We start from the raw sequence: 14032 nt of genomic DNA, 5'->3' as shown, positions 1-14032 counted from the left end.
CCGCCCTCAGGCCTTGTGGACGATCTGGACGTCCAGCGCCACTTCCACGTTCGAGCCGATCGCCGCGATCCCCTGCGCCAGCACCGACTGCCAGTTCAGGCTGAAGTCCTCGCGGTGCAGCTCGGCCGTGGCCCGGCAGGCGGCGCGCGGCTCGCCCTCCAGGCCCGTGCCGACGCCCAGGTACTGGGTGTCGAGGGTGACGGAGCGGCTCACTCCGTGGAGGGTCAGGGCGCCCGCGACCGCCCAGCGGCTGCCGCCGCGGTGGATGAACCGCTCGCTGTAGAACTCCACCGTCGGATGGCGGGCCGCGTCCAGGAAGTCCGCCGAGCGCAGGTGGTCGTCGCGCATGCGCAACCCGGTGTCGATGCTCGCCGCGTCGATGATGACGTGCATGGAGGAGTCCTCCATGCGCTCCGCGATCCGCACCGCGCCGGCGAAGGTGGTGAACCGGCCGTGGATCCGGGCGAAGCCGATGTGCTTCGCCGTGAACCCGATCGAGGAGTGGCTCGGGTCCAGCTCCCAGTGGCCGGGCTGCGGGAGCACCGGCGGCTCCACCGAGTCCAGGATGATCTCCGCGGTGCCGGGCTGCGCCGGGTCCCCCACGAGGGTCGCGCCGTGGAACGGGGCGTAGCCCTCGGCACTGACCGACAGCCGGTACTCCCCCTCCGGCATGGCCGCGGTGAACCCCCCGTACGGGTCCGTCTCCCCGCTGACGACCCGTCGGCCGATCGGATCGGTCACCTCGAACTTCGCCTGCCGGATGGGCTGGTGGACCGTGTCGAGGACCCGGCAGCTCAACAGGCGGGCCGTGGGCGGCAGTGTCAGTGTGGCGGACGTCTGCGAACTGCCGCTCCCGGCCGAATCCGTCCCCCGTCGGCGACCGAACATGGCTGATGCACCCCCGTGCTGTGTGTACTTGGTCGGTTCTGGCGAAGAGGCATTCGATCATGCTGTCGGGTTGTGGGCAAACAGAGCGGTCGCGCCCGGTATGACCGCGCCTTTTCGGACGCCGTCCAGCAGGGAAGGCGCGCATCCCCGCACCGCCTCCGCAGACGGCCACGGAACCGTCCTCGTCGGTGCGCAACACCGCCGCCCCAAGGGCTTTGAGCCGTGCGAGGGTGCCCCGCGCCGGATGCCCGTAACGGTTGCCGGCGCCGACCGGGACCAGGGCCAGCCGTGGCCGGATCCGATCGGTGAGGCCGGGGTCCTGGTGCGCCGAACCGTGGTGGGCGACCTTGAGCACGTCCACCGGACCCAGTCCCGGATGCTCCCTCAGCAGGGCCTGCTGGGCAGGCGGCTCCAGGTCCCCCAGCAACAGGAACGTCAGCCCCGCGGTGCGCGCCAGCAGGGCCACACTGGCGTCGTTGGGCCCCTGCGGCGGCGGCGCGGACGCCGACGGCCACAACACCTGCCACTCCAGCCTTCCCGCCCTTCGCCGCTCCCCCGCCACGGCCGGGATCACGGGCACCCCCGCCCTCGCCGCCGCCCGCCGCACCAGGGCCGCCTGGGCGGGCGGATCCGCGAACGCGGTGGTCTGGATCACACCCACCGATCGGCCCCGCAACACCCCGGACAGTCCGCCCACGTGGTCGGCGTGAAAGTGCGTCAGCAGCAGCAACGGGACGCGTTTCACACCGAGGGCGCGCAGGCAGGCGTCCACCGGCCCCGGCTCGGGCCCGGCGTCCACCACGACGGCCTCCTCCGGCCCGGCGGCGAGCACGGAGGCGTCTCCCTGGCCCACCGCGCACTGGACGTAGCTCCAGTCCGGCGGCGGCCAGCCGGTGAGCACACGGGTCAGCTGCGGCGGCCGCACCACCGCGACGAGCAGCACCACCACCACGGCAGCACGGACCGCGCGCCCCCGCCCGAACCGGACTCCCAGCCACACGAGGGCGCCCGTGACCGCCGCCAGCAGCGCACCCCCTCCCGGCCCGCCCGGCCACGGCAGCTCCGCCCCGGGAAGCCGCGCCCCGGCCCGCGCGACGGCTGCGATCCACCCGGCCGGCACCCCCGCGCACCGGGCGAGCAGCTCCGCGACGGGCATGCTCAGCGGGGCCGCGGCGAGCGTGGCGAAGCCGAGCACCGTGGCCGGCCCGGCGGCCAGCTCCGCCAGGAGGTTGCAGGGCACGGCGACCAGGCTCACCCGGGCCGACAGCACGACCACCACGGGGGCGCACACGGCCTGCGCCGCGGCGGCGGCCGCCAGGGCCTCGGCGAGCCGCGGGGGCACCCCCCGCCCCCGCAGCCCCGCCGCCCAGCGCGGCCCGAGGGTGAGCAGCGCCCCGGTGGCCAGCACCGAGAGGAGGAACCCGTACGCGCGGGCCAGCCAGGGGTCGTACAGCACGAGCAGCAGCACCGCCGCGGCCAGCGCCGGGAGCAGCGGCCTGCGCCGCCCCGTGGCCAGGGCCAGCAGGGTCACACCTCCGCAGGCCGCCGCCCGCAGCACGCTCGGGTCGGGCCGGCACACCACGACGAACCCCAGCGTCAGGACCGCCCCGCACACGGCGGTGAACCGCAGCGACAGCCCCAACCGGGGTGCCAGCCCGCTCCGCTCCGCATACCGCGCCCGTCCCGGCGGCCCGATGAGCAGGTACAGCACCACGGTCAGGTTGGAGCCGGAAACGGCCAGCAGGTGCAGCAGGTCCGTGGCCTCGAAGGCGTCGTGCAGGTCGGGCGGAACCCTGGAGGTGTCCCCCACCACCAGCGCCGGCAGCAGGGCACCGGCGTCCCCGGGGAGTCCCTCGGAGGCCTTGCGCAGCCCGGCCCGGAGCGTCCCGGCGATCCGCTGCGCGGGGTCCGGGCCGCCCCTCACCCGGGGCGGGACGTCCCCGGCGGGCCGGAGCAGCGCCATGGCCCGCTCGCCGTCCCGTGCCGGGGCCAGCCGGGCCGCCACCTCGACCCGGGTCGAGGGCTGGAGCCGGGCCCACGCCGGATGCCCGGCCAGCACGCGTACCGGCGTCCGCACCCGGGTGGAGGCGCCGTCCGGACCGGTCACCCCGGTCACCACCGCGTCCAGCACCACCACGGGCGGCCCGCTCCCGCTCCGGGCGGCCCGGGGATCGGAACCCACGGTGAGCTCGGCGCGCACCGTAGCGCGCTCTCCGGCCAGCCGGGCCACGGGCCCCGCCCGCGCCTCGGCCCGCTCCAGTCCGGCCACCCCGGCCCCGGCGGCCGCACACAGCAGGGCGGCGGCCGCGGCCGTACCGACCTGCCACACCGGACGCGACCCGCGACACCCCGCCACCAGCAGCATCCCCGCCGCGACCACCGCGGCCCCGGCCCCCACGGCGCACCACCGCCCCGGAATCACGAGCCCCAGACCGGCCGCCGCCCACGCGGCCACGGCGGGCCCCACGAGCCGCAGGTCCACCGGAACGCCCCGCTCGCTCCCGGCCCCTTCCGGCCCGCCCGGCTCCGGGCCGCCGCGGCCCACTGCCCGGGCCCCTCCGGGCTCCGCCGCCCCTTCCGACCCGGCGCCCACGCGACCGCCCCGTCCCGGACCGGCACCCGGCGCCCCGGGCGCCCTCACAGCCGCACCAGCTTCCGCAGCTCGGCGAACCTGCGCTCGCCGATGCCGTCGACCTGCCGGAGGTCCTCCACGGCCCGGAACCCGCCCCTGGCGGAGCGGAACTCCACGATGTGCCGGGCCAGTACGGGGCCGACCCCCGGCAGCCCGTCCAGCTGCTCGACGGTCGCGCTGCCGAGACTCAGCGGGCCGGGGCCCGGTCCGCCGCCGGACCCCGCGCCGCCGGGCGGCGCAGGCTGTGCGGTGACGCCCACCAGCACCTGTTCACCGTCCACCAGGAGCCGGGCCCGGTTGAGCCCGGTGGTGTCCGCCCCCGGCCGCACTCCCCCGGCCGCGGCCAGGGCGTCCTCCACCCGCGAGCCGGCGGGCAGCCGCCGCACACCGGGATCGCGGACCTTGCCCCCGACGTCCACCACGATGCGGCCGCCGGGGCCGCCGGACCCCGCTCCCGGCACCGGCGGCGGGGTCGCGGGCGGCGCCGGGGCGAGCACCGCGGGCGCCGTCACCGGCTGCGGCCGGGCCGCCGCGTACTGCTGGACGGCGAACCCCACCGCCACGGTCAGCACCACGCCCACGGCGGCCACCGCCCGGGGCTCCACCCCGCACCGGGCCTGCACCCACACCGGCAGCCGCTCCCCCACCGCCGGCCACCTCCCCGCCCCGGGCCCGGGCTCCGGTGGCGAAGCCCCGGGCAGGGCACCGGCCGGCCCCGCGCCGGCCCCCCGCTCCGCAACGGGCACAGCCGTGGGCGAAGGCACGGGAGGCTCGGACCGCGCCCGCTCCGGAACCGCCGCCGGAACCGGCCCCGGCGGCGGAGAAGCCCCCGCCAGCAGCACCTCCGCCCTGCGCCGCACGGCGGCGGGGTCGGGTCGGGGCCGGGACCGGGACCGGGCACCGCGCCGCTCGTGCGGAGCGGCGGGCGGCCACCGGCGTTCGTGGGATCCGGAGCGTCCCGAGGGGCGCTGAGCACGCGTTCGAAGAGTCATGCCCCGACGCTAGGGCCGGTCCCCGGCACCCCGCTCGGACCCCTCGATTCCGGTGCACAACCACCCCGTTGTGGACAACCCCGCCACTCGTTCCGGTGACCGTCATGGCGAGGGAAACCGCCCGCGAACGAGGAAACCCGCCGGCGAAGGCGTCAGCGCGGCGAGACGACGGCCGCCAGCAGCCCCGGCCCGGTGTGTGCGCCGATCACCGCGCCGACCTCGCTCACGTGCAGCTCGACCAGCCCGGGAATCCGCTCCCGCAGCCGCTCCGCGAGCTTCTCGGCGCGTTCCGGGGCCGCCAGGTGGTGAACGGCCACGTCGACGCTGCGCGTCCCGGCACGCTCGACGGCGAGCTCCTCCAGCCGCGCGATGGCCCGGGAGGCCGTCCGGACCTTCTCCAGCATCTCGATCCGCCCGCCGTCCAGCGTGAGCAGCGGCTTGACCGCGAGCGCCGACCCGAGGAGGGCCTGCGCCGCCCCGATCCGGCCGCCGCGCCGGAGGTAGTCGAGGCTGTCCACGTAGAAGTACGCCGACATCTCCGCGGCCCGCTTCTCGGCGGCGGCCACGGCCTCGTCGACGGAGCCGCCCGCCCCGGCCGTCTCGGCGGCGGCGAGGGCGCAGAAGCCGAGGGCCATCGCGACCATGCCGGTATCCACGACCCGGACCGGGACCGGGGCGGTCTTCGCCGCGACCACCGCGGCGTCGTAGGTGCCGGAGAACTCGGCGGACAGGTGCAGGCTCACGATGCCGGTCGCCCCGGCGTCCGCCGCCGCCCGGTAGGCCCGTACGAACTGCTCGGGGCCCGGGCGGGAGGTGGTGACCGGGCGGCGCTTCTGCAGGGCCGCGGCCAGGCTGCGGGCCGAGATCTCGGTGCCCTCCTCGAGGGCCTCGTCCCCCAGGACGACGGTCAGGGGGACGGCGGTGATCCCGTGCCGCGCCATCGCCGGAGGAGGCAGATAGGCCGTGGAATCGGTGACGATCGCGACATGGCGGGACATGAGCCGGAGGTTACCGCCCGAGGACGTGATCCGGCAGCCCGGGCCCCATCCGTCACCCCCGCCTCTCGGGATCACCCGGTCCGGCCTCCCCGGTCCCGGCCCCGCCCCGCCCCGGGAGCTCCGCTCAGGAAGTGGCCTCCGGCCTGGGGGTCTTCTGCCAGGGGTGGCCCACCGCAGGCGTGGAGGCGTCCAGCGCGGGCCGATGCTGCTGCCCCGGGGCCCGCCCCTGCGCCGACGCGCCGGCCGCACCACCACCGGCACCACCGGCAGCCGACCGCAGACCCTGGCCCTGGCCCTGGTCGGCGTCCCACGCCGCCGCGGCGGCGGCCAGGTCGTCGACCGACTCCCGGGACCAGTCGCGCAGCGCGCTCGACTCCACCTCGATCTGCGCCGACAGCGTGGCCAGGTCCTCGTCGGCGAACTGGCGGGCCCGGTCGCGCGCCGCCCACCGCAGCGAGTCGGCGGACTCGGTGATCTTGGCGGTGCGCTCCCGCAGCTCGGGCAGCCGCTGCGCGATCCGCTTGCGGTCCGGCTCCTGCTCCAGCCGCTTGAGCTCGTCGTCCAGCTCGTGTCCGTGCCGGCTCAGCCGCTCGAAGAGGGCGATCGACTCCTTCAGCGAGCCGTCCGCCTGGACGCCCTGGTAGAGGGCCGCCTGCGTGGCCCGCATCGAGGCCCTCAGGTCCAGCCGCAGCTGGGCCAGCCCGGCCGTGACCCCGACCTGGCCGAGGCTCCTGGCCTTGAGGGTGGTGTCCTCGACCGTCCGGCGGGCCTGCGTGATCGTCCGGTCCACGCCGCGCTTCGCGGCGCCGACCGCCTTGACCGTGGCCCAGGCGCCCAGCCCCAGGAAGGCGAACAGCACCACCAGGGCAAAGATGATGACCAACGCGCCTACCTCCATGAGGTTCCCTTCCCCGGCCTTTTCCCGTCACCTCCACCGTAAACGCCACGGGCAGGTCGGGGGTCCTGTTCCAACCCCCAACCTGCCCGTACGGGATCACCCCGAGAGGCCGGCGCTCAGCCGGCCCCCGGAGCGGCCGGTGCTCAGATGACGATGTTCACCAGCTTCGGGGCGCGGACGATCACCTTGCGGATCCCGGCGCCGCCCAGCGCGGCCACGACGGCCGCGTCGGTGACCGCCAGCTGCTCCAGGTCGGCCTCCGAGATGGCCGGCGGCACCTCCAGGCGGGCCTTGACCTTGCCCTTGACCTGGACGACGCAGGTGACCGTCTCGTCCACGACGTACGCCGGGTCCGCCACCGGGAAGTCCTGGTGGACCACCGAGTCGGTGTGGCCCAGGCGGTGCCACAGCTCCTCGGCGATGTGCGGGGCCAGCGGGGCGATCAGCAGCACCAGCCGCTCGGCCACGGACCGCTCCAGCGGGCGGCCGGCCTTGGTCAGCGTGTTGTTCAGCTCGGTGATCTTGGCGATCGCGGTGTTGAACCGCAGGCCCGCCATGTCCGAGCCGGCCCCGTCGATGGCCTTGTGCAGAGCGCGCAGCGTCTCCTCGGCGGGCTCGGCGTCGACGACCGTCACCGCGCCCGTCTCCTCGTCCACCACGTTGCGCCACAGACGCTGGAGCAGCCGGTACTGGCCGACCACGGCGCGGGTGTCCCAGGGACGCGAGACGTCCAGGGGGCCCATCGCCATCTCGTACAGGCGCAGCGTGTCCGCCCCGTACTCCTCGCAGATCTCGTCCGGGGTGACGGCGTTCTTCAGGGACTTGCCCATCTTGCCCAGCTCGCGCCTGACCGGCTCGCCCTGGAAGAAGAACGCGCCGTCGCGCTCCTCGACCTCGGTGGCCGTGACCGGGAAGCCGCGCTCGTCGCGGTAGACGTAGGCCTGGATCATGCCCTGGTTGAACAGCTTGTGGAACGGCTCGACCGAGGAGACGTGGCCCAGGTCGAACAGGACCTTGGACCAGAAGCGCGCGTACAGCAGGTGCAGCACCGCGTGCTCGGCGCCGCCGACGTACAGGTCGACGCCGCCGTGCGGGGCGCTCTCGCGCGGCCCCATCCAGTACTGCTCGATCTCCGGGTCGACCAGCGCGTCCGCGTTGTTCGGGTCCAGGTAGCGCAGCTCGTACCAGCAGGAGCCGGCCCAGTTCGGCATGGTGTTGGTCTCGCGGCGGTACGACCGCACGCCGCGGCCGTCGCCCAGGTCCAGCTCGACGTTGACCCAGTCGGCCTTGCGCGACAGCGGGGTCTCCGGCTGGGATTCCGCGTCGTCGGGCTCGAAGGTGCGCGGCGAGTAGTCCTCGACCTCCGGCAGCTCCAGCGGCAGCATCGACTCGGGCAGCGAGTGGGCGACGCCGTCCTCGTCGTAGACGATCGGGAAGGGCTCGCCCCAGTAGCGCTGGCGGCTGAAAAGCCAGTCGCGCAGGCGGAAGTTGACGGTGCCCTCGCCGAGGCCCCGCTCGGACAGCCATTCGGTGATGGCGGCCTTGGCCTCGACCACGCCCAGGCCGTCCAGGGAGATGCCCTCGCCGGCCGAGTTGACCAGCTTCGCGTCGTAGGAGCCGAAGGCGTCCTCCCACTCGGCCGGGTCGGTGCCCCGGCCGTCCGTGGGCTCGACCACGCAGCGCATCGGCAGCTCGAAGGCGCGGGCGAACTCGAAGTCGCGGGCGTCGTGTGCCGGGACGGCCATGATCGCGCCGGTTCCGTAGCCCATCAGCACGTAGTCGGCGATGAAGACGGGCACGTTCTCGCCGCTGACCGGGTTGACGGCGTACGCGCCGGTGAAGACGCCGGTCTTCTCCTTGGCGTCGGCCTGCCGCTCGACGTCCGACTTGGAGGCGGCCTGCTTGCGGTACGCGGCGACGGCCTCGGCCGGGGTGGCGTGCCCGCCGGTCCACGCGCCGTGGGTGCCCTCGGGCCATGCGGCCGGGACGAACTCCTCGACCAGCGGGTGCTCGGGCGCCAGCACCATGTAGGTGGCGCCGAAGAGGGTGTCCGGGCGGGTGGTGAAGACGGTGATGGCCTGGTCGCCCAGGGCGAAGTCGACGCGCGCGCCCTCGCTGCGGCCGATCCAGTTGCGCTGCTGCAGCTTGATGGCCTCGGGCCAGTCCAGCGCGTCCAGGTCGTCCAGCAGCCGGTCGGCGTACGCGGTGATGCGCATGTTCCACTGGCTCAGGCGGGACTTGAAGACCGGGAAGTTGCCGCGCTCGGAGCGGCCGTCGGCGGTGACCTCCTCGTTGGCCAGCACGGTGCCCAGCCCGGGGCACCAGTTGACGGGCGCGTCCGAGGAGTAGGCGAGGCGGTAACCGTTCAGGACGTCGGCGCGCTCGGCGGCGGTCAGCTCGGCCCAGGCACGGCCGCCGGGGACCTCACGGGAGCCGTTCTCGAAGGCGGCGACCAGCTCGGCGATCGGCCGGGCCTTGTTCGCGTCCGCGTCGTAGTAGGAGTTGTAGATCTGCAGGAAGATCCACTGGGTCCACTTGTAGTACTCGGGGTCGATCGTCGCGAACGAGCGGCGCTTGTCGTGGCCCAGGCCCAGGCGGCGCAGCTGGGCCTTCATGTTCTCGATGTTCGCCTCGGTCGACACGCGCGGGTGCGTGCCGGTCTGCACGGCGTACTGCTCGGCCGGCAGGCCGAAGGCGTCGAAGCCCAGGGTGTGCAGGACGTTGTGGCCGGACATGCGCTGGTGGCGGGCGAAGACGTCGGTGGCGATGTACCCGAGCGGGTGGCCGACGTGCAGGCCCGCACCGGAGGGGTACGGGAACATGTCCATGATGAACTTCTTGGGCCGGGCGACCACCGCCGGGTCGCCGGCCAGGTCACCGCTGGGGTTGGGTGCCTCGTAGGTGCCCTCCGCGTCCCATACGTCCTGCCAGCGTGCCTCGATGTCGGCGGCCATGGCAGCCGTGTAACGGTGCCCCTCGGCCGCCTCGGGGGCCGGGGTGTTCGTCTCGCTCATGATTCCTGAAGCTCCATCGATCGTCTCTGCCGTCTCTGCCTGCCCAAACGAAAAAACCCCTCGCACAGGAGGGGACGCCGCGCCGATGCCGACCTTCTCGGGGTCGGTGCTGCTCAGCGCGGCTCGGTAAGCAGAAGGCGTACGGCACGCATGGCGTCAGGGTACCGCAGGGGCCCCGACGGCCGCTCGATCGTTCCGCGCAGCGAACACGGTGCGGACGGCCCCGCGAACGGAAAGGGGCCACGACGCGAAGAGGGCCACCCGAACCGGGTGACCCTCTTCCACACTGTGGAGCTAAGGAGAATTGAACTCCTGACCTCCTGCATGCCATGCAGGCGCTCTACCAACTGAGCTATAGCCCCTTGTTTCTCTCTGCCGCCGGGCCCCTTCTCGGTTTCCCTTGCCGGTTCCCCCTGGCGACATCGAGAACATTACACGGTCCTGGCCCCAGACCAAAAATCGGTTTCCCGGGGCCCCGTTATGTCCGATTCATCCCTCATTGACCCCCGTCAAGCCCGGGCGAACTGGTAGAAGCGCTTGAGCGTGCAGTGCTCATCGAGGAGCCGTCCGTAGATCGGCTCGCCCTCCAGCTCCCGGTACGTCTCGATGGGGTCGCCTTTTATGATCAGCGCCCGCGCGCATTCCTCGCACCAGTACTGGTAGTCGGAGTTGACCGGCTCCATGTCACGAACGATCGGCGTGCCGTTGTTGCACCAGTCGCACCGCCGCCGGTGTGCACCCATCCGTCAGCGACTCCCTCCCGCGTCGGACCGTCGTGTCCCCCTCCGGCCGTCCGATTCTGCCACGCCGGTCCCGGCGGGGGCAGCAAGCGCAGAGGGAACAAACGCAAGGATCCCGCCCCCTGTTGGGGACGGGATCCTGATTGTGGAGCTAAGGAGAATTGAACTCCTGACCTCCTGCATGCCATGCAGGCGCTCTACCAACTGAGCTATAGCCCCGCTCTCCGCGGCGTTCCCCCCGTTTCCGGTGTTCTTCGCTGCGAACAAGAAGAACTCTAGCCTGTGACCAGCCGGAAAGTGAAATCCGGGGCGGAGCGGCCCCGCGGAGGGGCTCAGTCGTCGTCGCCGAGCACCGGTTCCGGCAGGGTGCCCGCGTTGTGTTCGAGCAGCCGCCAGCCTCGCGCGCCCTCGCCGAGGACGGACCAGCAGCAGTTGGAGAGCCCGCCCAGGCTCTCCCAGTCGCGCGCCTCCAGCCGCAGCAGGCGGCCGATGGTCGTGCGGATGGTGCCGCCGTGGCTGACGACGACGAGCGTGCCGCCGTCGGGCAGCCGGTCGGCATGGCTCAGCACCACGGGGGCGGCCCGGTCGGCGACCTCGGTCTCCAGTTCGCCCCCGCCGCGGCGGACCGGTTCGCCGCGCTTCCACGCCGCGTACTGCTCGCCGTACTTCTCGACGATCTCCTCGTGCGTCAGGCCCTGCCACTCACCGGCGTAGGTCTCGCGCAGCGCCTCGGTGTGCGCCACGGGCAGGCGCGTCACGGCGGCCAGCTCGGCGGCGGTGGCCGCGGCGCGCCTCAGGTCGGAGGCCACGATGGCGTCCGGCTTCAGCGAGGCGAGCAGCCGGGCGGCGCGGCGCGCCTGCGCCAGCCCCGTCTCGGTCAGCTCGATGTCCGTGGAGCCCTGGAAGCGGCGGTCCAGGTTCCAGGAGGTCTGGCCATGCCGCCAGAGGACGATCTTCCTGCCGGTGCGGGCGGAGCCGCCGGCGTGCCCTCCCGTGCTGGTGGCCGCGCTCAGAACAGATCACCGTCCAGGTCGTCGTCGCCCTGCGCCTCGCGCAGCTTGGCGTGCTCCTCGGCCTTGCCGATGGTGAGCTTGGCGTCCTCGGGCAGCTCGATCTCGGGGCAGTCCTTCCACAGGCGCTCCAGCGCGTAGAAGACGCGCTCCTCGCTGTGCTGGACGTGGACCACGATGTCGACGTAGTCGAGCAGGATCCAGCGGGCGTCGCGGTCGCCCTCGCGGCGCACCGGCTTGGCGCCGAGCTCCTTGAGGAGCCGCTCCTCGATCTCGTCCACGATCGACTTGACCTGGCGGTCGTTGGGCGCGGAGGCGAGCAGGAAGGCGTCGGTGATCGACAGCACGTCGCTGACGTCGTACGCGATGATGTCGTGCGCGAGCCGGTCGGCCGCGGCCTGGGCGGCGGCGGTGATGAGCTCGATGGAGCGGTCCGTGGCGGTCACTGGCCATGCTTTCGGGTTGGCGGGCAGATCCCTACAAGGGTCTCATGTACTGCCGGCACCGCCGGGTCAGGACGGCTTGTAGTCCTTGCCCAGGGTCACCACGACGTCCGCGTTCACCACGCTCTCGGCCTTCTTCACGACCGTCTCCGGCAGCCCCAGCGTCTTGGCGACCTCGACCGCCCGGCCCCGCTGGCCCTCGTCCTGGTAGGTGACCTGCGTGGTCGCGGCGGCCCGGTCGGCCTTGCCGCCGTCCACGAAGGAGTAGCCGCCGTTGAGCAGGGCCGCCTTCGCCGCGAGCTGCGCCTTCTCGTCCCCGGTGGCGTCCTTGAGGCCCACGCGCGGGGCCGCGCCGGGCTGGGCCGCCGTGACGGTGCCGCCGAGGAGGTCCTTGACCACCTTCTTGGAGGCGTCGTCGGTGAGGCCGCCGTCGGGCTTCACGGAGAGCGTCTCGGTGCGGTAGGCGGCCACCTTGGCGTGCTCGCCGATCCGCGACAGGAGGCCGCCGAGGTTCTGCGCGTCCAGGCCCGGGTCCAGGATCTGGCCCATGCTCTCGACGGTCGTGGCGGCCGCCTTCGGGTCGGAGGGGATCTTGCGCAGGACGGCGTACAGGACCCGGCCGGTGCGCTCCAGCTGCCTGGCCTCCGGCTCGCCCTGCGCCCGGTAGGTGGCGTAGGCGACGGCCATGGCGCCGGTCAGGCTCTGCCTGGGACCCTGCCCGACCGCCGGGGTCTTGGCCTGGTCGTCGGCGGGGACGGCGGTGTCGGTGTCGACCTCGATGCCGCCGACCAGCTCGACGAGCCGCTCCAGGAAGGGGGTGTCCAGGCGCCAGGTGCCGCCGATCCGGGTCCCGAGGGCGGTGTCGAGGGCTTCGCGGGTGCCGATGCTGCCGCCCTCGACGGACTTGCCGAGGGTGGTGGCCGTGCCGTCCTCCTTGGTGACGGCGAGGGCGTTGGGCAGCAGGACGGTGGCGCCCTGCCGGGTGGTGACGTTGTCCACGAGGAGGGCGGTGGAACTGCCGCCCCGCCTGGTGTTGCGCAGGTGGACGACGATCATGTCCCGCTTCTGGGCGGCCGCGGCAGCTGCGGGGCCCTTCTTCTGTCCGGGTCCGTCGAGGAAAGGCAGCGCGCCCGAGTACCAGAGCCAGCCGAGGCCGCCGACGAGGAGGAGGGCCAGGACGACGCCCAGCGCGACGACCCGGTTGCGGCCGCGGCGGCGGGCCTCCTCGCGGCGCTCGGTGCGGCTCTCGGTGAAGGCGAGCCAGTCGATGACGTCCTCGGAGTCCTCGTCCTGCTGGTCGAGGAAGGCGAACTGTTCGGTGCGGTAGCCGGCGGCCGGGCCGCCCGGGGCCGGGTCCGCGCCGGCGGGAGCCGCACCGGCCGGGTCCGCCTGGTCCGCGCGGCGCGGCTCGGGGACGGGGGCCGGGGAGGGGGCGGCCGGCGGGGCGGGGGCCTCCGGGGCGGCGGCCTGCTGCGGGATCCACTGCTGCGGCTGCTGGGCGTCGTACCCGCGGGAAGGGGCCTGGGCGTACCCGTGAGACTGTTGTCCGTAGTCGTACTGCTGTGCGTGGGATTCCTGTGCGTACGACGGCCCGTACGGGGGCTCGTACCGCTGTTCGTACGGCGGCGGGGCGGGCTGGAGGGGCTGCTGCGCGGGCACCTGGCCGTACAGCGGCCGGCCGTACGGGTCGTAGCCGATGAGCTGCTGCTGGGCGGCGTACGGGTCGTACGGATCCTGTGGGTCGTTCACCGCGGGCCTCTCGTTGTTCCGGAAGCTCAGGCTCCCCGGTACAGCTCACGCTTGTCGATGTAGCGGACCACGCCGTCCGGGACCAGGTACCAGACGGGATCGCCCTCGGCGACGCGGGCGCGGCAGTCCGTGGAGGAGATCGCGAGGGCGGGCACCTCGACGAGCGAGACGCCGCCCTCGGGCAGGCCGTCGTCGGTCAGGACGTGGCCGGGCCGGGTCACGCCGATGAAGTGGGCGAGGGAGAAGAGCTCGTCGGCGTTGCGCCAGGTCAGGATCTGCGCGAGGGCGTCGGCGCCGGTGATGAAGAAGAGGTCGGCGTCCTGGTTGAGGGCGCTCAGGTCCCGCAGGGTGTCGATCGTGTATGTCGGTCCGCCGCGGTCGATGTCGATGCGGCTCACCGAGAACTGCGGGTTCGAGGCCGTCGCGATGACGGTCATCAGGTAGCGGTCCTCGGCGGGCGAAACGGCCCGCTGGGACTTCTGCCACGGTTCGCCCGTGGGGACGAACACCACCTCGTCGAGGTGGAAAAGGGCGGCCACCTCGCTGGCGGCCACCAGGTGTCCGTGGTGGATCGGGTCGAACGTCCCGCCCATCACGCCGAGCCGGCGCTTGACCGGGCCCGTAGGCATTTCCTGCTCTCCCATGAGCGCAGAGCCTACTGGCCCGGT

10 protein-coding genes, 2 tRNA genes and 1 pseudogene are annotated in these 14032 nt (G+C 73.7%); all 13 read right to left on the bottom strand.

Going from position 1 to position 14032, the window contains the following annotated elements; genetic code table 11:
- Positions 1 to 6 precede the first annotated feature (6 nt).
- Positions 7 to 888 carry a YceI family protein gene (locus ACFY15_RS21520; RefSeq protein WP_390689054.1) on the bottom strand — a complete coding sequence of 294 codons (882 nt, stop codon included), beginning with the start codon at positions 886 to 888 and terminating at the stop codon, positions 7 to 9.
- A 136-nt stretch (positions 889 to 1024) separates the two neighbouring features.
- Positions 1025 to 3253 (bottom strand): annotated as a pseudogene (locus ACFY15_RS21515) (ComEC/Rec2 family competence protein); the annotation flags it as partial.
- 272 nt (positions 3254 to 3525) lie between these two features.
- Positions 3526 to 4167: a helix-hairpin-helix domain-containing protein gene (locus tag ACFY15_RS21510; RefSeq protein ID WP_390825942.1), complete on the bottom strand. Its 642-nt coding sequence runs from the start codon at positions 4165 to 4167 to the stop codon at positions 3526 to 3528.
- Between the two features lie 497 nt (positions 4168 to 4664).
- The gene (locus ACFY15_RS21505; RefSeq protein ID WP_390825941.1) at positions 4665 to 5510 is read right to left on the bottom strand and encodes a DegV family protein; all 846 of its coding nucleotides are present in this window, start codon (positions 5508 to 5510) and stop codon (positions 4665 to 4667) included.
- A 124-nt stretch (positions 5511 to 5634) separates the two neighbouring features.
- A complete protein-coding gene (locus tag ACFY15_RS21500) occupies positions 5635 to 6408 on the bottom strand; it encodes a hypothetical protein (protein ID WP_390825940.1) in 774 nt (257 codons plus the stop codon).
- A 143-nt stretch (positions 6409 to 6551) separates the two neighbouring features.
- Positions 6552 to 9422, bottom strand: coding sequence for a leucine--tRNA ligase (gene leuS / locus ACFY15_RS21495; RefSeq protein WP_390689050.1), 2871 nt, complete (start codon positions 9420 to 9422; stop codon positions 6552 to 6554).
- Between the two features lie 289 nt (positions 9423 to 9711).
- Positions 9712 to 9784, bottom strand: a tRNA-Ala gene (locus ACFY15_RS21490).
- A gap of 147 nt (positions 9785 to 9931) precedes the next feature.
- The gene (locus tag ACFY15_RS21485) at positions 9932 to 10165 is read right to left on the bottom strand and encodes a hypothetical protein (RefSeq protein WP_073915042.1); all 234 of its coding nucleotides are present in this window, start codon (positions 10163 to 10165) and stop codon (positions 9932 to 9934) included.
- A 143-nt stretch (positions 10166 to 10308) separates the two neighbouring features.
- Positions 10309 to 10381, bottom strand: a tRNA-Ala gene (locus tag ACFY15_RS21480).
- Between the two features lie 113 nt (positions 10382 to 10494).
- A complete protein-coding gene (locus ACFY15_RS21475; RefSeq protein WP_390689164.1) occupies positions 10495 to 11175 on the bottom strand; it encodes a histidine phosphatase family protein in 681 nt (226 codons plus the stop codon).
- Positions 11172 to 11618, bottom strand: a complete 447-nt coding sequence (gene rsfS / locus ACFY15_RS21470) for a ribosome silencing factor (RefSeq protein WP_042815634.1) — start codon at positions 11616 to 11618, stop codon at positions 11172 to 11174. The genes ACFY15_RS21475 and rsfS overlap by 4 nt, the downstream gene beginning before the upstream one ends.
- Before the next feature lie 66 nt (positions 11619 to 11684).
- On the bottom strand, positions 11685 to 13364 hold the full coding sequence (locus ACFY15_RS21465) for an LCP family protein (RefSeq protein ID WP_390825939.1): 1680 nt from the start codon (positions 13362 to 13364) through the stop codon (positions 11685 to 11687).
- A 26-nt stretch (positions 13365 to 13390) separates the two neighbouring features.
- A complete protein-coding gene (nadD, locus tag ACFY15_RS21460; protein ID WP_390689048.1) occupies positions 13391 to 14008 on the bottom strand; it encodes a nicotinate-nucleotide adenylyltransferase in 618 nt (205 codons plus the stop codon).
- Positions 14009 to 14032: the final 24 nt, after the last annotated feature.

The sequence above is a fragment of the Streptomyces sp. NPDC001373 genome, assembly GCF_042895815.1.
Classification (GTDB): Bacteria; Actinomycetota; Actinomycetes; order Streptomycetales; family Streptomycetaceae; genus Streptomyces.
Note: the sequence above shows the minus strand (reverse complement) of the source record. Positions and strands in the feature narration are given on the sequence as shown.

Bases quoted from the DNA above. Each gene is read 5' to 3' on its own strand.
- nadD (WP_390689048.1), bottom strand. From the start codon at position 14,008: ATGGGAGAGCAGGAAATGCCTACGGGCCCGGTCAAGCGCCGGCTCGGC.
- ACFY15_RS21520 (WP_390689054.1), bottom strand. From the start codon at position 888: ATGTTCGGTCGCCGACGGGGGACGGATTCGGCCGGGAGCGGCAGTTCG.
- ACFY15_RS21485 (WP_073915042.1), bottom strand. From the start codon at position 10,165: ATGGGTGCACACCGGCGGCGGTGCGACTGGTGCAACAACGGCACGCCG.
- ACFY15_RS21500 (WP_390825940.1), bottom strand. From the start codon at position 6,408: ATGGAGGTAGGCGCGTTGGTCATCATCTTTGCCCTGGTGGTGCTGTTC.
- leuS (WP_390689050.1), bottom strand. From the start codon at position 9,422: ATGAGCGAGACGAACACCCCGGCCCCCGAGGCGGCCGAGGGGCACCGT.
- ACFY15_RS21505 (WP_390825941.1), bottom strand. From the start codon at position 5,510: ATGTCCCGCCATGTCGCGATCGTCACCGATTCCACGGCCTATCTGCCT.